16 protein-coding genes are annotated in these 17,921 nt (G+C 68.9%); 11 read left to right on the top strand and 5 right to left on the bottom strand.

The genetic code is table 11. The annotated features are described in order from the left end of the window. Positions 1–34: 34 nt before the first annotated feature. The 5 genes from ACFVW8_RS07795 to ACFVW8_RS07775 form a co-directional block, all read right to left on the bottom strand. Positions 35–1,189 carry a CaiB/BaiF CoA transferase family protein gene (locus ACFVW8_RS07795; RefSeq protein WP_389687175.1) on the bottom strand — a complete coding sequence of 385 codons (1,155 nt, stop codon included), beginning with the start codon at positions 1,187–1,189 and terminating at the stop codon, positions 35–37. Beyond that, entirely contained in the window at positions 1,186–2,670 is a 1,485-nt protein-coding gene (locus ACFVW8_RS07790; RefSeq protein ID WP_389687173.1) for an aldehyde dehydrogenase family protein, read from the bottom strand. The genes ACFVW8_RS07795 and ACFVW8_RS07790 overlap by 4 nt, the downstream gene beginning before the upstream one ends. Positions 2,671–2,768: 98 nt before the next feature. Beyond that, positions 2,769–4,139, bottom strand: a complete 1,371-nt coding sequence (locus tag ACFVW8_RS07785) for an MmgE/PrpD family protein (protein WP_389687236.1) — start codon at positions 4,137–4,139, stop codon at positions 2,769–2,771. A 57-nt stretch (positions 4,140–4,196) separates the two neighbouring features. Beyond that, on the bottom strand, positions 4,197–5,174 hold the full coding sequence (locus ACFVW8_RS07780; RefSeq protein ID WP_389687171.1) for a flavin reductase: 978 nt from the start codon (positions 5,172–5,174) through the stop codon (positions 4,197–4,199). Between the two features lie 79 nt (positions 5,175–5,253). Next, a complete protein-coding gene (locus tag ACFVW8_RS07775) occupies positions 5,254–6,486 on the bottom strand; it encodes a hypothetical protein (RefSeq protein ID WP_389687170.1) in 1,233 nt (410 codons plus the stop codon). Between the two features lie 441 nt (positions 6,487–6,927). Here ACFVW8_RS07775 and ACFVW8_RS07770 point away from each other — a divergent pair, with 441 nt between their 5' ends. The 11 genes from ACFVW8_RS07770 to ACFVW8_RS07720 all read left to right on the top strand — a co-directional run bounded on the left by ACFVW8_RS07770 (position 6,928) and on the right by ACFVW8_RS07720 (position 17,665). Next, the gene (locus ACFVW8_RS07770; protein WP_389687168.1) at positions 6,928–7,509 is read left to right on the top strand and encodes a VOC family protein; all 582 of its coding nucleotides are present in this window, start codon (positions 6,928–6,930) and stop codon (positions 7,507–7,509) included. 267 nt (positions 7,510–7,776) lie between these two features. After that, entirely contained in the window at positions 7,777–9,300 is a 1,524-nt protein-coding gene (locus ACFVW8_RS07765; RefSeq protein WP_389687166.1) for an ABC transporter substrate-binding protein, read from the top strand. A gap of 42 nt (positions 9,301–9,342) precedes the next feature. Next, entirely contained in the window at positions 9,343–10,299 is a 957-nt protein-coding gene (locus ACFVW8_RS07760) for an ABC transporter permease (RefSeq protein ID WP_389687164.1), read from the top strand. Continuing rightward, positions 10,296–11,189, top strand: a complete 894-nt coding sequence (locus tag ACFVW8_RS07755) for an ABC transporter permease (protein WP_389687162.1) — start codon at positions 10,296–10,298, stop codon at positions 11,187–11,189. The genes ACFVW8_RS07760 and ACFVW8_RS07755 overlap by 4 nt, the downstream gene beginning before the upstream one ends. Beyond that, complete coding sequence (locus tag ACFVW8_RS07750; RefSeq protein ID WP_389687160.1) at positions 11,186–12,208, top strand: ABC transporter ATP-binding protein; 1,023 nt, start codon at positions 11,186–11,188, stop codon at positions 12,206–12,208. Before ACFVW8_RS07755 ends, ACFVW8_RS07750 begins: the two co-directional genes overlap by 4 nt. Beyond that, positions 12,205–13,215 carry an ABC transporter ATP-binding protein gene (locus ACFVW8_RS07745; protein WP_389687158.1) on the top strand — a complete coding sequence of 337 codons (1,011 nt, stop codon included), beginning with the start codon at positions 12,205–12,207 and terminating at the stop codon, positions 13,213–13,215. Before ACFVW8_RS07750 ends, ACFVW8_RS07745 begins: the two co-directional genes overlap by 4 nt. Positions 13,216–13,248: 33 nt before the next feature. Then, complete coding sequence (locus ACFVW8_RS07740) at positions 13,249–13,797, top strand: carboxymuconolactone decarboxylase family protein (RefSeq protein ID WP_389687156.1); 549 nt, start codon at positions 13,249–13,251, stop codon at positions 13,795–13,797. A 106-nt stretch (positions 13,798–13,903) separates the two neighbouring features. Beyond that, positions 13,904–14,983, top strand: a complete 1,080-nt coding sequence (locus tag ACFVW8_RS07735; protein WP_389687154.1) for a helix-turn-helix domain-containing protein — start codon at positions 13,904–13,906, stop codon at positions 14,981–14,983. Between the two features lie 128 nt (positions 14,984–15,111). Then, entirely contained in the window at positions 15,112–15,996 is an 885-nt protein-coding gene (locus ACFVW8_RS07730; RefSeq protein ID WP_389687152.1) for an alpha/beta fold hydrolase, read from the top strand. Then, positions 15,993–16,823 (top strand): 2-oxo-hept-4-ene-1,7-dioate hydratase, encoded by an 831-nt coding sequence (gene hpaH, locus ACFVW8_RS07725; RefSeq protein WP_389687150.1) that lies wholly within the window; start codon positions 15,993–15,995, stop codon positions 16,821–16,823. Before ACFVW8_RS07730 ends, hpaH begins: the two co-directional genes overlap by 4 nt. Then, complete coding sequence (locus tag ACFVW8_RS07720) at positions 16,820–17,665, top strand: HpcH/HpaI aldolase/citrate lyase family protein (protein WP_389687148.1); 846 nt, start codon at positions 16,820–16,822, stop codon at positions 17,663–17,665. The genes hpaH and ACFVW8_RS07720 overlap by 4 nt, the downstream gene beginning before the upstream one ends. Positions 17,666–17,921 lie beyond the last annotated feature (256 nt).

Below are 17,921 nucleotides of genomic sequence, written 5' to 3'. Positions count from 1 at the left end.
GTACAGGTGGTCGGTTCATCGGTGCTGGCCGGACTCATGAGTCCAGCCAGGTGTTGATGTCCTCGGAGTGCTCACCGAGACGTGGTGGACAGCGTTCGTAGCGGGGAGGGGTGCCGGAGAGGCCGATCGGATTGGCGACCAGGTCCATGGCTGAGCCGTCCGGTCCGGTGACCGTGGCACGTGGACTCAGGCCGAGCGTGTGGGCCAGACCGAACGCCTGGGCCAGATCGTTGACCGGTCCGCAGGGCACGCCGAGCGGGGTGAGGAGCTCGAACCACTCGGCCGCGCTTCGTTTGGCCAGCGATGCTTCGAGCGCGGCCGTGAGCGCGTCGACATGGGCGACACGCCCCGCGTTGGTGGCGAAGCGGGGGTCGGCGGCCAGGTCCATTGCGTCCGCCCCCTGGCACAGCATCGCGAACTGCCGGTCGTTGCCGACGGCGATGACCAGGGGCCCGTCCGCCGCCTTGAAGACGTCGTAGGGCGCGATCGACGGGTGGCGGTTGCCCATGATGCCCGGCACGCTGCCGGCCAGGGTGTATCCGCCTGCCTGGTTGACCATGCTGGACAGCAGGCAGGAGAGCAGGTCGACCTGCACGTGCTGTCCTTCGCCGGTCGCGTCGCAGTGGCGCAGGGCGGCCAGGGCGCCGGTCACCGCGTGCAGTCCGGTCAGTACGTCTACGAGGGCCACGCCCGTCTTCACCGGTCGGCCGGGGCTCGGCCCGGTGACGCTCATCAGGCCGCCGACCGCCTGGATCAGCAGGTCGTAGCCAGGCAGGGCGGCCCCCGCCCCGGCGCCGAAGCCGGTCACCGAGCAGTAGACGAGACCAGGGTTGAGCTCACGTGCCCGGTCGTACCCGAGGTCGTACTTCTCCATGGTCCCGGACCGGAAGTTCTCGAACAGGACGTCGGACCTGCGGACGAGTTCAGTGGCCCGTCGGCGGTCCGTTTCATCACGCAGGTCGAGCACGACGGACCTCTTGTTGCGGTTGACCGACAGGTAGTACGTGGCTTCGCCCTGAACCTGTGGCGGCCCCCACGCCCGCGTGTCGTCCCCGGTGCCCGGACGCTCGACCTTGATCACGTCGGCGCCGAGGTCCGCGAGGAGCATCGTGGCGTACGGGGCGGCCAGGACGCGGCCGAAGTCGGCGACGAGAACGCCGGACAGGGGCCCACCGGTCGCCGCGCTCATCGGGCCCGCCTCTCCGAGGCGCGCACATACACGGTCTTGGTCCGCGTGAAGAACTCGCGTGCCGCGCGGCCCTGTTCCTTGGGCCCGTACGCGCTCTGCTTCGCGCCGCCGAACGGTACGTGCGGATCGGCCCCCGCGGTCTCGGAGTTGATGTGGAGCACGCCGACGTCCAACTGCTCCGTGGCAGCGGTCACTGCCCGCAGATCGTCGGTGAACACGGCCGCGGAGAGCCCGAAGTCGCCGTCGTCGGCCAGCCGGAACGCTTCCTGGATATCCCGGGCCCGCCGCACGGACAGCACGGGGCCGAACAGTTCCTCGCACCACAACGGGTCGTCCACGTCCAGACCGACCACGGTGGGCCGGAGAAACGCGCCCGTCCGGCGGTCGTCGTCGTAGGGGTGGCCGCCCGTCAGGATGCTGAACCCGGGACGGGAGGTTCCGGCGTCCACGGCCCGCCGGATCTCGTCCCGGGCCCGCAGCGAGACCACAGGTCCCATCTCGGACGAGTCGTCCAACGGGTCACCGACGCGCAGCTGCGCGACGCGCTCGGTGAGCAGGGCGAGGAACGCGTCGGCGACCGGCTCTTCGACGACGAGCCGGGAGGTGGCGGTGCACTTCTGGCCCGCCGAGCGAAAGGCTCCGGCGAGCACTTCCTCCATGGCCGGTTCCAGGTCCGCGTCGGCAAGCACCACGGACGCGTTCTTGCCACCCATCTCCGCCTGGACGGGGCGGGCCAGGCGCCCGCAGGTGGCGATCAGGCTCCGCCCGACGGCAGTCGACCCGGTGAACGTCACCGCGTCCACGCCCGGGTGCTCGACGAGTTGGCCGCCCAGGGCCCCGTCGCCCAGGAGCAGCGACAGCACGCCGTCCGGCAGTCCCGCCTCGACCAGCGCCTCGGCCAGGCGTACGGCCAGGAGCGGCACCAGGCCGGAGGGTTTCCACACCACGGTGTTGCCATAGCCGAGAGCGGGTGCGATCTTCCACGCCGGGATGGCGACGGGGAAGTTGAAGGGGGTCACCACAGCGGTGACGCCCACCGGGCGGTGGATCACCTGAATCTGCTCGCCGGGCCGCGGTGAGGCGAACACCTCGCCGACCGGACGGAACGCTTCGCCCGCGTAGAAGCGGAGGATCTCCGCAGCCCGCCGCACCTCGCCGATGCCCTCGGCCCGGACCTTGCCCTCCTCCCACGACAGTTCCTCACCCCACGGCACGGCCCGCGCGTCCAGCACGTCGGCTGCTCGCTCCAGGATCCGGCCGCGTACGTGGTGGGGTGTCGTCGCCCAGCGGGGAAAGGCGTCGCGTGCGCCGGCCACGGCGTCGTCGAGGTCACTGTTCCGGGCGAGCCGCCCAGCGGCCACGGTCTCGCCAGGGCTCGCCGGGCTGACGTCGAGCAGTTCGTCACCCTCGCCGTCCCGCCACTCCCCCGCGACCAGGCTCCGCAGGGACCTCACGGACCGGTCGAATGCGCCTATCGTCACGTCGCTGCTTCTGTTCTGCCGCATCGGCCTGCCTCTCCATCCGTTCGTACGTGCCGTGCCGGGGCCCCGCTGCCGACCGCTCGTCCGGCCGGCCCCGGCTATCCGGCGAGCAGCGTGGCGAGCTCCGCCACGTCGGGGCACTCCTCGAGCGTCCGCATCAGACGGAACGCGTCCTCCGCCCTGTCCTCGGAGACAGTCCGGCAGAATGCCGCGTTGCGCCGGAACTTGGCGTCGATCTCGCTCTGCGGTGCGGGGTTGTCGAGCCAGCCGATCGGGTCCTCCCGGTACGCCTCGATGCTCTCGCCGTCCTTGAACGTCACGGTGAGCCGGTTGGCGTGGCTCTTGGACCCGGGCATGTTCGGCTCCAGGCGGACCCGGGAGACCAGGGACAGCAACTCGGGTTCGTGAATGTGCGGTTCCAGGTAGTGCTCCAGTTCCGGCCTGCCGTGCAGGAGCGCGTTGGCAATCCCGAAGGGGATGTTGAAGAGCGCCTTGGCCTGCTCGTCAGCCGCCGTGAACGGCTGGTTGAGGAAGTGCTCGATCCGGTGGGGCGGTACGTCGAGGACCACGGACTCGATGTCGTCGGCCTTCCACTCCCCCTTGGCGCGGAGTTCGAGGGCGCACTCGATCGGGTTGTGATTCCCGTAGCACGAAGGGTGCAGCTTGTGCTGTCCGCGGACGTAGAAGACCTCGCCGAGGTCGACGAGCATGTTCTCCGGCTGGGGGTCCCTCGTGTACATCGCGAAGTAGCCCCGCGGGCTGAGCAGTGGGTCGCGAACGCCCGAGAATCCCTTTTGCGCCATCTCGCAGGCGAGTACGCCGTTGAAGGCGGCCATGGCTCCCGGCAGTTTGAAGCTGGGGACGCCGTCCCAGATGCCCTGGAAGGTGCCGGCCATAAGGTTGACGAGGATACCGAAGGCGTTGCGCAACTGACTGTGGTCGAGCCCCATCAGCCGTCCGGCCACCGCGGTGGCACCGAAGGCGTTGGAGGTCCCGCACACCTCGAAGGAAGTGTCGAAGCTGAAGGTGTCGGAGACCGAGACACGCGCCGCGACATCCCCTCCGAGAATGACGGCCGCGATCAGGTCCTTGCCGGTGACGTGGTGGAACTCGCCGACAGCTAGTGCCGTCGGCTCCGTGGTGCTGCCGACGTGGCCGACCATCTTGCCCTTGTTGGCACCTTCCGGTTCGGGGCCCGTGACCTCGAAGTCGAAGGAACGGGCCTGGAGCGAGTTGACCATGGCGGCATGGTGGAGCGGCACCCGTCCCCCCTGAGCGAGCAGGGTGGCCTCGGGCGCGCCGCCCCAGCGTCGTACGAGGTCCAGCAGGGGGGCGTTACTCGGCACCCGGGAGCCGGAGAGCGCGCACCCGAGTGTGTCGAGAACCCGGTTCTTCGCGGCGAGCACGTCGGCTGCGCCGAACTTCTCGTACGGCGTGTCGAGCACATGGCTCACGATGCGGTCGATCATCTCGGTCACGGTGTCGCTCTCCTCGGGACGTCTGTGGATGTGGCGTGGCGGTGTCGTTCAGCTGGATGGCTGGAGGGCAAGCAGCACGCGCCTCGCCGCGGCGATGTCTGCCTCGGGGATGCCGCTGAGCTGCTGTCCGGTGAACATCCGGGCGCTGTGGCGGAGGCGTTGGCCGATGCGGCGGCCGCTCGCGGTGAGTTCATAGCGTCCGTGTGGGTCCCGCCCGGCATGGCCCTGCTCCACAAGTTCGGCCAGGGCGTCCTCGACGGCGCGCCTGCCGAGGTACGTGGCGTGCTCCAGCTCCTCGCTCCCGCACGGCCCGGCGCCGAGCCGATTGACGACGCGCGAGGTGACGTCGTTGACGCCGATGGTGTGGCGGTGCTCGTCGAACAGGGTCGACATGCGGTGGGCCGCGTCCTTGAGCAGAGTGGTGAACAGCGCGTCCGTGTCGGTCGCCGGGGCCTCGGCCGGCCCGGGGTCCGTGGTGGAGTCGTGGCCCGCCGGATGGTCATCGGCCACCGCGTAGGTGCCCTGGGCGAAGAGCAGTGGGCTGCCGTCGAACCGTGCGTACTGCTCGACGTGTCCCACGAGGATGAGATGGTCGCCGCCCTCGTGGACCGCTTCGAGGCGGCATTCCAGGTGGGCGACGGCGTCGTCGAGGAGCGGGGCGCCACTGTGGGTGCCCGCGGACCACGGCGCAAGCGAGAACCGCTCCGGGTGCCCGGAGCCGAACGCCTGGGACACCTCCACCTGGTCCGCGGAGAGCACGTTGACCGCGAAGCGGGCCGTTTCGAGGAAGGCCGGCAGGCTGCGGGATTCCCTGCGGACGGACCACAGGATCAGGGGCGGGTCCAGGGAGACGGCCGCGAAGGAGTTGACGGCCATGCCGACCGGTGTGTCGCCGTGCGCGGTGGTAATGACGGTGACGCCGGTCGCGAACTGGCCGAGGCACCGGCGGAAGGCACGAGGTTCAGCCCGTGGGTCCCCCGCTTCGATGGGTTCCTGGACGGTACGGCTGACTGCGGTCGCGTTCATGTGATCCCTGCCCTCGGGTGGTCGGGACGGTTCAGGTCGGTCGCCACGGCCCCGGGCCGAAGCCGGGTCCGGTCGGCGGTCACTTGTAGTAGGCGAGCGTGCCCAGGTCGGTGAAGGGAGCCGGGTCCATGCCGAGCCTGGTCTTGATGTACAGGCTCGCCGCCAGCTCGCGGCCCGCGGAGCCGTGGTTACGCGCGGCCATGAGGTCGCGGAACGACTGCTGCAGCGGGTTGACGGTGGCGGACGCGGCGGCTCCGGCGATGGGCCAGATCTCGGTCAGCGCGTCGAAACAGGTCGCGACCGTGTCGGCGGCCTCGAATCGGACGCGCATCCGCTCCAGCGGCGGGGCCTCCTCCCCCCGGCAGGCCAGCTCGAACAGCGCGCGCCAGTTGGCCAGGTGCCGCTCGCGGACGGTCCGCACCCGGGTCGTGGCGTCCGCAAGCTTGAGGTGCATGAAGGGGTTCGCGGCCACCGGAGCTCCGGTCCCCTGGCGGGTGAACCGGCGCTTCGACTGCTCGAAGAACGTGGTGATGCCGCCTGTAGCCGTGCCGACCGCGGTGTTGGTGGGCGTGGAGTTGAAGACGCCGGTGAACGACATCCAATACAGGGGCCGGTTGTTGACGAGCCAGCCGGGGTTGGTGTCGCGGTAGGTGTCCACGAGCCTGTGTGTGCGGTACTCCGGCACGAAGACGTCGTCGAGGGTCACCGACTTACTGCCGGTGCCCTTGAGCCCCTGTACGTCCCAACTGTCGTGGTCGATGGCGAAGTCGCCGCGCGGCACCACGAAGTTCCGGTCGCCGCCACCGAGGACGACCCACTGGGCGTGGTCGACACCGCTGGAGAATGTCCAGGTGCCGGAGAGCCGGTGCCCACCGTCGACAGCTACGGCCTTGCCGATGGGCGCGTAGGAGCTGGAGGCGCGGGTGTCGGGGCCGTCACCCCAGAACTCGTCCTGCATGCGCTCGTCCATGAGCGCGATCTCGAAGGAGTGGACGTTGAGCTGCCCGCCGATCCACGCCGCCGAGCTGTCCGCCTCCGCGATCTTCATGATCGCCTCGAAGAACGAGGCAGGATCCGTCTCCAGGCCCCCGTAGCGCAGCGGCGTGAACGCGCGGAAGACGCCGGCCTCGATCATGGCGTCCACAGAGGCGTGGGGCACGCGTCCGTGCTGCTCGGACTCGGTACGCCGGGAGCTGATTCCCTCGGTGATGCCGTCCACGGCCGTGAGGAGCTCGCGTCCCGCTGCCTGGGCACGGTCCCGGTAGGACGACCAGTCGGCGCGACGGGCTGAGAAGTCGATGTCATCGGCCATACGAATCTCCATGGGTGGGGGCGGCTGCGCGTCAGACCGCCGGGGCGAAAAACACGACGCTCCGCCGGTTCCGGTACGGGAAGGGGTCCGCCGGGCGGTTCTTCCATGCGGTGTCCGGCGAGAGTAGGCACACTGCCGCAGGGTGTCTTCGGTCAAGAACGCCAACGCTCTCGCCGGCTTTGGATGGATCGGATCAGCACACCGCTCGCGCTGCGCGCGGGCAGGAGGGGCCTGCGGCACGTACGCCCGGACCACGTGAGTCCATCTGTCCAAAGGTGCCCGCACCCTTGGCTCGCTTGACCAAAGACACCACCTCGCACCGCTGCTTCACTCCACACCAGTCAAAGGCGAAGTCGATGCGGCCGGTTCAGCAGCTGTGTCCGTCTCGCAGGAACACCACTTCACCACCCGGCACCCACCGCGCATCCCATGGAGGCAGTTATGCCCGACGCGATCGACTTCTCACCCCGGCTGAAGCACGCCGGCATCTTCGTCAAGGACCTCGAGGCGATGACGGAGTTCTACTGCAAGAACTTCGGGATGATCGTCACGGACAGCGGCATGGGGGCGTCGGGCAAGAACTACACCCGGCGGCCCGGCGCGTTCCTGAGCGCCGATCCCACCGAGCACCACCAGTTGGCGCTGATCTCCGGCCGCGATCCCGAGGCGCCGGGGACGGTCGCGCAGATCTCCTTCCTGCTGGACTCACTGACCGCGCTCAAGGCGTTCTACCAGCACGTCCTGGCGACCGGGATCCCGGTCGAGGTGATCAAGAATCACGGGAACGCGTGGAGTGTCTACGTCAACGACCCCGACGGCAACTTCGTCGAGGTCTACGTCCACTCGCCCTACTACATCCCGCAGCCCGGCAGCTACCCCCTCGACCTCGACAAGAGCGAGCAGGAGATCCTGCGCGAGACCGACGAGATCGCCGCCAAGGACCCGGGTGCCCGTCCGCGCGAGGAGTGGATCGCTGAAATGGCTCAGAAGATGGAGGCCGCGAAGGTCCGCCTCGCGCACTAGTGCCGCAGCAGGCAGCGTTCGCCCCGTCGCGACGCCCGGCACTCACTCTCGCCGCTCCTTGACGGGCAAACATTGCCTGCCGCGGCGCTTGTCGACTGTCGGAGCCGCACAGCCGACACGCGTCCGGGCCACCGGCCCGGACCGCCAGAAAGGTCACCTCGATTGTTCAGAAGCACACGAGGACTACCCGTTGTGGCCGTCCTTGCAGCCGCCTGTGCCTTGTTGTCCGCCTGCACAACCTACTCACGAACCATTCCGTCGGCGTCGGTGACCGGGCCCATCACCGCCACGGGCAAGGGAGTCACCCTCAACAAGTGGGGTGGACAGCAACTCGTATCGGACACCCCGGCCCGGGGCGGGCAGGTCAAGACCGCCCTCACGTCCGGTGTGCTCAGCCTGGATCTGTGCCAGAACACCTCGTTCGACACCAAGCAGGTCGGGCTGCTCGTCCACGACACGCTGATGTCGACGACCAAGGACGGTTCGGTCGAGCCGGAACTCGCCAAGTCGATGACTACCGACGACAAAGGGCTGACATGGACGATGGCCCTCCCGTCGGGAGTGAAGTTCACCGACGGCACCGGCTTCGACGCCGCCGCCGTCGTGGCGAACACCAAGCGCTGCAAGGCCGCCGGCCAGTCCACCCTGAAGACGCTTGAGAGCGTGACGGCGCTCGACACCACCACGGTCGAGTTCCGGCTCTCCCAGCCCTGGACCGGCTTCGACGAAATCTTCGCCCCGTCCGGCGGGTCGAGTGGCGCACCCGGAATGATTGCCAGCCCGGCGGCCGTGAAGAAGTACGGGGACAAGTACGGCCTGCACCCGGTCGGCGTCGGCCCGTACCAGGTCACATCGTTCCGCCCGGGTGGTGACATCGCCCTCAAGGCCAACCCGGACTACCGCGTCGAGGGCCAGCCCTACCTCAGCAGTATCGACTTCACGCCCATGACCGACAGCGACGCCAGACTCGCCGCCGTCCGATCGGGCGACATCGACTTCGCCCTGTCACAGGTGCCCACCGACTTCCCCGAGGCCGAGAAAGCCGGCCTGCGCGTACTGAGACAGCCCGCGGTGACGTATTACGACATCGTCATGAACCTCAGTCGGCAACCCTTCGACAGCCCGGCGTTCCGCAAGGCCGTCACCCAGGCCATCGACCTGAAGTCACTCAGTGCGGCCGTGTTCCAGAACATGGCCGCCCCGACCTCGGGCCTTGTCCCTCCGGGCAGCCCCGATCACGTCAAGACGGGATGGCCGGCGTACGACCCGAAGGAAGCCAAAGCTGCGGTCGCCGAGCTGAAGAACCAGGGGAAGCGGACGGACTTCACGCTGGTGTCCACCGCCCCGCCCGAGTTCCAGAAGCAGTCCCAGATCATGCAGCAGATGCTGCGGGACGTGGGCATCGAGATGCGGCTGGAGGTCGCAGAACAGCCCTCGTTGATCAGCGCGGTCCAGAGCGGAGCGTTCGAGGCCCAGTTGCGCTACACCAGCGTGCCCGCCAACCCGCTCCAGATCTTCTCCACCGCCTACGGCAGTACGTCCCCGGCGAACCTCACCAAGTCCGGCGACGCCGATCTCGACGCGCTGCTGGCGAAGGGGCGTACGGCAACGGAAGAAGAGCGCCGACCGATCCTCCAGAAGATCCAGGCCCGGCTCACCACCTGGTCGCCGGTCATCCCTCTGCTCCAGCAGTCCGTGGCCTACCTGGTCGGGGACCGTGTCGCCGGATTCGGAGGGACCATCCCGCAGACCCAGTGGTGGGACGGCCGCACGGTCTGGGTCAGGAAGTAGCCGCTTGCCCCGGACCGGCAGGTTGTGGAGAGGAGAGAACACGTGACAAGAAAACTGCGGTCGTTCGCCGTGAAAATCGCTCAACTCGGCAGTGTGCTGCTGGGGGTGAGCTTCCTGGTGTACCTGCTTCTTGGCCTGCTGCCGGGAGACACGGCGTCCGTGCTCGTCGCCGGGAGCGACGATCCGTCGCCCGAGGCGGAGGCGCGGGTCCGGTCCCAACTCGGCCTCGACGAACCGTTTTTCGAGCGCTACGCCACCTGGCTCGGACACGCGCTCCAGGGCGACCTGGGCATTTCCTACCGGAGCAAGGAGGCGGTCGCCGAAGCGATCGGCGGCCGCCTCCCGGTGACGGTGGAGCTGCTCGTCCTCGCCCTGGCGCTGTCGGTGGCCGTCGCGGTGCCCCTCGCGGTGTACGCCGCCCACCACCGCGACCGCCTGCTCGACCGAGTCGTCACCGTACTGACCTTCGGGATGCAGTCCGTACCCAACTTCATGGTCTGCCTCGTCATGATCTTCTTGTTCGCCGTGACACTCGGCGTCCTGCCGGCGGTCGGCTTCACCCCGCTGTCGGACGGCGTGTGGGAGAACGCCCAGAGCGTCACGATTCCCACGATCGCCCTGTCGTTCACTCTCGTACCCGTCTACATTCGCGTCCTGCGCAACGAGATGATCCGCGTACTGCAGGAAGACCATGTGCTCGTGGCCCGGGCCGAGGGTCTCAGATCCCGCACCATCCTGTTCCGGTACGCCCTCAGGCCGGCGCTGCCCACCCTCGTTACGGTCATCGGCATCAACATCGGGACATTGATCGGCGGCACGCTCGTGATCGAGCTCATCACCGGGCTCCCCGGGATGGGCAGCCTGCTCTTCACCGCCATCAACAACCGCGACTACATCCTCGTCCAAGGTGTCGTCCTGTTCATCGCCGCGGCCTACGTCGTCGCCAACTTCGCCGTGGACTTCGTGCAAACCGTCATAGACCCGAGGACCCGCGCATGAACACGCTGACCGCAGCCCCACCGGCCGCGGAGTGCGGCACACCACCGATCAAAAGTCGCGCCCTGATCTCGCTGCGGGCCCGGCCGATGGTCGCACTCTCGCTGCTCTGGATCGTCTTCCTCGTCGCCCTGGCGGCGGTCAGGCCGCTCCTTCCACTGCCCGATCCGGCCAGGAGCGACTACCAGAACGTCGCCGTTCCTCCAGGCTTCTCGGGAGCGCACCTGCTCGGCACCGACGAGATCGGCCGTGACATTCTCGCCCGGCTCATCACGGGCGGCCAGGTGAGCCTCCTCGTCGGTATCGGCGCGGTAGCGATCGCGGTTCTCGCGGGAGCACCACTGGGAATCCTCGCCGGCTACTTCAGGGGCTGGGTCGCGCCGGTGATCGGCACCGTGATCGACATCCAGCTGGCCTTCCCCGCCCTGGTGGCCCTGATCGCCCTCGTCGTGTTTCTCGGGCCGGGTCTCATCACGATCGTCGTCGGGATCGGGATCGTCAGCGCGCCCGCCGTCGCACGGGTCAGCCGCGCGGCGACCAAGACGTATGCCGAGCGTGAGTTCGTCGTCGCCGCACAGGGCATGGGGGCGGGAAGCTGGCGGATCATCCGCCGCGAGGTGCTGCCCAACGTCATCGTGCCGGTACTGGCGTACAGCATGGTTCTGCTCGCCGTCGCCATCGTGGCGGAGGGGAGCCTGAGCTTCCTCGGGCTCGGTGTACCACCACCGTCGTCCAGTTGGGGCTCGATGATGGGCAGCGGCCGCTCGGAGCTCAACTCGAAACCGCACATCGTACTGCTGCCGGCGCTGGCGATGATGCTCACCCTGCTCGCGCTCAACTTCCTCGCCGAGCAGTTCGGCCGGCGATTCGATATCCGGGAGTCGGCCCTGTGAACACGCCCCTGTTGAGCATCGAGGACCTCCACCTGCACTTCGCCTCCGCACGCGGCGTCGCCCGGGTGGTGCAGGGCGTCAATCTCGCTGTCGCGAAGGGCAGCATGCACGGTCTGGTCGGAGAGAGCGGTTCCGGCAAGTCCGTCACCTCGCGCGCCGTCCTCGGCATCCTGCCCTCCGGCGCGGTACGGCTGAAGGAAGGCCGTGTCCGCTACGACGGCCGGGACCTGTTCGAACTCTCCGAGGAGCAGATGCGCGCGGAGATGCGGGGCCGCCGCATCTCCATGGTCTTCCAGGACCCCATGACGGCGCTGAACCCGGCCATGCGCATCGGCCACCAGGTGGCGTTCCCGGTCCGCCGCCACCTCGGCCTCTCGCGGCAGCAGGCCGCCGCCAAGGCGCTGGACCTCCTGGAACAGGTGGGCATCCCCCGTGCCGCCCACCGCATGCGGGCCTACCCCCACGAGCTGTCTGGCGGCCAGCGGCAGCGGGTCATGATCGCCATCGCACTCTCGTGCGACCCCGAGCTGATCGTCGCTGACGAGCCGACCACCGCACTCGACGTGACCGTACAGGCACAGATCATGGACCTGCTCGACCGACTGCGGGCCGAGCGGGGGCTCTCCGTGCTCCTCGTCTCGCACGACCTCCAGCTCATCGCGGAGCGCTGCGACGAGGTCTCGGTGATGTACGCGGGTCGGATCGTGGAGTCGGGCCCCGCGAAGCAGATCTTCGCCGGCCCGCACCATCCCTACAGCCAACTGCTCGAGGGAGCCCGGCCGCAGCTGGACAACGAGCCGCACACCGTGCTGCGGACGATCCAGGGGAACCCGCCCCCGCTGACCCACCTCCCGCCCGGCTGCGCCTTCGCCGAGCGCTGCCCCCGGGCCCAGGACGACTGCCTCGAACACATCCCCGCACCGAGGGAGAGTGGCCCCGGCCGTTCCGTGTCGTGCTTCCACCCGGTCGCACTCGCACCGGCAGACGGGGCTCGGACGCCCCAAGGAGTCACCCAATGATCACCCAGACCGAGACGGCACCCGAGCGACCCGGACCGGACACACCGGTTGTCCTCGACGCGTCGGACATCGTCGTCGAGTACCGCGACAAGAAGGGTCGCGCCTTCCGCGCGGTCGACAGCGTCTCGCTCGAACTGCGTACGGGGGAAACCCTCGGGCTCGTCGGCGAGTCCGGCTGCGGCAAGTCGTCCACAGGACGCGCGCTCGTCCAGCTGCCGCCCCCCTCCTCGGGCAGGGTCGTCCTTGACGGGCAGGAGATCACGGGACTGTCCCAGCGGGCCCTGCGCCCGGTCCGACGCCGCCTGCAACTGATCTTCCAGGACCCCATCTCTTCCCTGAACCCCCGGCGCACCGCACTGCAGATCGTCGCCGAACCGCTGCTGTTCAGGAAGGTGAGCGGCGCGGAGGAGAAGGCACTGGCCGTCCTCGCCGAGGTCGGGGTGGACGAGCACATGGCGCAGCGGCGCCCGCACGAGCTCTCGGGCGGACAGTGCCAGCGCGTGTCGATAGCTCGCGCCATCGTCCAGGACCCGGACGTCGTGATCTGTGACGAGCCCGTCTCGGCGCTCGACGTCTCGGTGCAGGCGCAGGTGCTCAATCTCCTGGAGGAGATGAAGCGGCGGCACTCTCTGTCGATGGTCTTCATCTCGCACGACCTCGCCGTCATCAGCAACGTCAGCGACCGGGTGGCCGTCATGTACCGCGGCAGACTGTGCGAGGTGGCCCCGTCCCAGGACCTGTACGCGGAACCGCGGCACCCGTACACGTGGCTGCTGCTCTCGTCCGTCCCGAACGCGTACGCACAGCGGCCGTCCGAGGCGCCGGGACCGGAGCCCCACTCGCAGCCGGGCGATTCGGCCGGCTGTCCCTTCGCGCCACGCTGCCCTGCGGCAACGCGGGTGTGCTGGAGCGACGCCCCCGAGCCGGTGGACGCCGGACCCGACCACACCGTCGCCTGTCACCATCCGCGCCCCGTACCCGAACACAGCGCCGCGGCAGCGCGATAGTTCCGATCATCCCCCCACCTCAGGAGAGCACCGATGGCCCGTATCGATTACTACGACGTGGCGGACGCCGAGGACGAGCTCAAACTCGCTCTGGCCAACCGTTCCAAGCTGAACATCTTCTCCATGCTGGCGCACGCCGGCGCCGCAGCCCCGATGGTCCTCGACCTCGGGCAGTCCCTCAGCCGCCACAGCACCCTCGATCCCGCCCAGCGCGAACTCGTTCTGCTGCGGGTGGGGCACGCCTGCGAAGCCGAGTACGAGCTCTCCAAGCACCGGCGCGCGGCCCGGCGCGCCGGGCTGTCGGACGAGAAGATCGACGCGATCGCGGCCTTCCCCGAGATCTCGGAGATCTTCACCGACTTCGAGCAACTGCTGATCTTCTTTACCGACAGCGTGCTGGACGAGACACGGATGCCCGACGACCTCTTCGAGGCTGTGTCGAAGGACCTCGACGCACGGCAGCTCGTCGAGGTCTTCCTCCTGATCGGCTTCTACCGGATGGTCTCCCGGGTGATGACCCACCTCGATGTCGACATCGAACCGCTGAGCGACTTCGAGAAGTACCAGCTGGCGCTCATCTGACGGGACTTCCCAGGGAACGTCCTGCTGGATAGCTTTGAGCCACCTCTCCGCCAGTGCGACACGTGCCCGGCGGAGGGGTGCTCGACGGCTTTTCAGGAGGTCTCGCATGTCGGATGAACTGCCCTATGCCGAGCTGGTGAGGGCGGCGGTCTCGACGTCCCATCCCACGTCGGCCGTGCTCAGAACCCTGACGTCCGCAATCGGCGAGTGGGCGGCACTCGTCACCCCCTCGGGACACGTGATCGAGGAGCATCCTCCGCGGTCCGCGGGGCCCGCCGCCGTCTCCCTTGCGCTGAGCCTCGTCGAGCCGGCGAAGGGGCGTACGGCGGTGACGGCCGACGCTGACGCCGACGGCACAAGCATCCTGGCGGTCTGCGTCGGGCTGGACAGGAGGCCGTTGGGCGTCCTTGTCATCGCTGGCCGTGAGGACTTCGACACCAAGGCGTACCGCTTCGGTACCGAGGCAGGCGCCCTACTCAGCCGTCTCATGCGGGACGTCCGCGCGTCGAAGGCCGCGTCCCGCATCGTGCGGGACTGCATCGCCCGCCTGGTCTTCGCCGGTCACACGGCCAGCGCCACGGAGCTCGCCGCCGATCTGGGTGTCGCCGCCCCGCCCGCCCGCCCGCATGTGGCCTGTTTTCGCCGTACCGAGGGGGATACGGAAGGCGTACTGGACCGACTCGAGTCCGCGATGCCCCGGGGCAGTCAGCACCTGCTCGCCTACGCCGAGGGCGCTGAGCTCTGGATCCTGCTGACACCCGTACAGGTGGAGGGCGTCCTCCGCGAGGGCCGGGGGCTCCTGGCGGAGGACGGGGCCCTCTCCATGCTCATCAGTGAGCAGGTGCCCGTGACGAAGCTGTTCCACCGGCGACAGTCCTGGGGCCGTGTGCTGCGACAGCGTCCGGTCGGATCGTTCATCGACGTCTCCCAGCACAGCGGATCGACACCGAGCGACTGGGTCAAGGCACTGCAGGAACAGGGCGGCCCCGATGTCCTCGCCGCCGTCGTCGAGTATCTGCGCGCCCGCGGACGCTGGGAGTCCGCCGCTGAGGCTCTGTCCGTGCACCGCAACACGCTGCGGTACCGCATCGCGACCGCTCAGCGCCTCCTCGAGGTCGATATCGACCATCCCGATGTCGCGAGCCGCCTGTGGCTCACTCTGCGGGACGTCGGGCTCACGGCCTGAACCCTTCCGGCGCGGCCCGCTGACCGTCGTGACGAACGACGGGTGTCCTTCGGTTCTTCTGGCCGAAGACCACGAGGCCGGTGGCTACTACGGTCGCCCTACATTCCGCGTGAGGGAGGACGACCCGCGTGTCCGAGTACGAGAGTGTGTGGACCCATCTCAACACCACACCGCACCGATTGTCCTGGGTGGACGTCGACGGGGTATCGACGCGCTTCCTCGATGCGGGGCCCGCCGACGCCCCGGTCGTGGTGATGCTGCACGGCACGGCCGGCAGCCTGGAGAACTTCTGCGTCAACGTCGCGGCGTACGCCGAGCACTTCCGCGTACTGGCGCTCGACATGCTGGGCTGCGGCTATACCGACAAGCCTGAGCAGGACTACCTGATCACCGACTACGCCGAACACCTCCGAGGGTTCCTGGACGCCCTCGACGTCGATTCGGCGGCGCTGGTGGGGGTCTCCCTGGGGTCCTGGGTCGCGGCCCGGCTCGCGCACGACCACCCCGGGCGGGTCACCTCGCTCGTCATGATCGCTCCTGCGGGCATCATCACCGACGCGGAGCAGGAGGCAGCCGTGGCCCAAGGCGTCCGCAAGCGGCGGACCGCCGCCGCCACGGAACCCTCGTGGCAGAGCGTGTCGGCCGCCATGACCTCGCTGGTCCTCGACCCCGAGCAGCTGATGGACGATCTCATCGCCGTACGGCTCGCCATCTACCGGCAGCCCTCGATGACCGCAGCGATGCCACGCCTGCTGGCCTTCACACGGGGAGGCCAGCACCTCAGCCCGGAGGAATGGGCCCGCATCCAGCAGCCCGTCATGGTCATCGCCGCGGTCGACGCCCCAGGCATGTTCCTCGACAACGCCTACGCCGTCCACGCCGCGGCTCCGGCCACCGAACTCGTCGAACTGGGCGGGTGCGATCACTGGGCACAGTACGAGCAGCCCGCCGAGTTCACCGCGGCGACCGTGCCGTTCGTCCAGCGTGCCGTGACCACGGCAGGTGTCCGATGACGCGGACGACACTCAGCGCTGCCGACATCACAGCACTCGCCGCCGAACTCCACCGCGCCGAATACGAACGGCTCCCCGTCGCGCAGTTCTCCGGCCGCCACCCCGGCATGACGATCTCCGACGGGTACGCCATCGCGCGCGAATGGGTCGGCCTCAAGACCGCCGAGGGGCAGGTCGTGCGCGGCCACAAGATCGGGCTCACGTCCCGGGCCATGCAGGTCAGCTCCCAGATCACGGAGCCCGACTTCGGTGTACTGCTCGACGAGATGTTCCACGAGTCCGGCAGCGAGATCCCGTTCACCCGCTACATCGAACCGCGGGTCGAGGTCGAGCTCGCCTTCGTCCTGGCCCGCCCCCTGAGGGGGACGGCCCTGACGGCCGCCGACGTACTGGCGGCCACCGACCACATCCTGCCCGCCCTGGAGATCATCGACTCCCGCATCGAGCGGTTCGCGGCGGGCAGCGGGACACCGCGCACCGTGCTGGACACCATCTCGGACAACGCGGCCAACGCCGGCATCGTCCTCGGCGGCCGTCCGGTCCGCCCGTGGGACCTGGACCTGCGCTGGGCGAGCGCCCTGCTGTACCGCAACGAGGTCATCGAGGAGACGGGGGTGGCCGCAGGCGTCCTCGGTAACCCCGCAGCCGGAATCGTCTGGCTGGCCAGGAAGCTCGCCGCGTTCGGCGAGGGTCTTGAAGCAGGTCAGGTCGTACTCTCCGGGTCCTTCACCCGTCCCGTCGCCGGACGCCGGGGCGACGTGTTCCACGCCGACTACGGACCGCTCGGCACCATCTCCTTCCGCCTGGACGGAGACACCGCGGCATGACTCACGCTCGTCCCTCTCCCCGCAACAGGTTCCTGGAACAGTTGCAGGCGTACCAAAGGCAGATCGGTTTGTGGCTGGCGCTCGCCGATTCGTACACGGCGGAAATCCTCGCCGGCATCGGCTACGACTGGCTGCTCATCGACGCGGAACACGCACCCAACGACATCCGCTCGGTACTGCGTCAGCTCCAGGCCATCGACAGCGCGGCGTCCGGTCTCCCCGCAGGGCGCCCCACCTCTCAGGCCGTGGTACGACTGCCGTCGGCCGACCCTGTCACTGTCAAGCGGTACCTGGAGATCGGTGCGGAGAACATCCTCGTACCCATGGTGGAATCGGCCCGGGAAGCGGCGGCGGTCGTGGCCGCGACCCGGTATCCGCCCGAGGGCATACGGGGCATGGGGAGCGGCCTCGGCCGGTCGTCCCGCTGGCGGCGGTACGAGGACTACGTCGCGGTGGCCGGTTCCCGTATCGGGGTGATCGTCCAGGTCGAGTCCGTGGCCGCCGTCGAGAACGTCGCCGCCATCGCCGCCACGCCGGGCGTGGATGCCGTCCTGGTCGGCCCGTCCGACCTGGCCGCCTCGATGGGACACCCCGGCCGTCCCGGGCACCCGGACGTCGTCGCGGCATCCTGCGAGGCAATCAGTCAGGCGCGCGCGGCAGGGAGACCGGCCGGCGTCATGGGACCACAGGCGCACTTGCCCGAGTGGCTCGCTGCCGGGGCGTCGTTCTTCGCCGTCACCTCCGACGTCGGGCTGCTCACCGGCGCCGCCGGTGAGCTCCTGCGGGACCTTGCCGCTCTGCCGTCCGTCGGTGGGCCGGGCGGCGGAGCGGTCCAGGACTGAGGTCACGAGGAACCCGCCTCACCGTAGTCCGCCACGGGAGCGTCACGCCATGGCTGTGCGTGCGACCCACTGAGTGCGTGGCGATCCCGGAGCCACCGACTTCCCCACCCGAAGCACATCGACGGCTCTGGGAACTGAACCTCCCCGCAGGGTCCGAGGTACCGAAATCGCCCTGCGATCGCCCCAGTCACCAGAGCAGTGCGACTGCTCAGGGCCCCGAGGCAAGCGTCATCCGAGCGTCAGGAAGCTCCGAACG

This window comes from Streptomyces sp. NPDC058221 (genome assembly GCF_042882365.1).
Taxonomy (GTDB): domain Bacteria; phylum Actinomycetota; class Actinomycetes; order Streptomycetales; family Streptomycetaceae; genus Streptomyces.
This window is presented reverse-complemented; position numbering and strand designations above follow the sequence as displayed.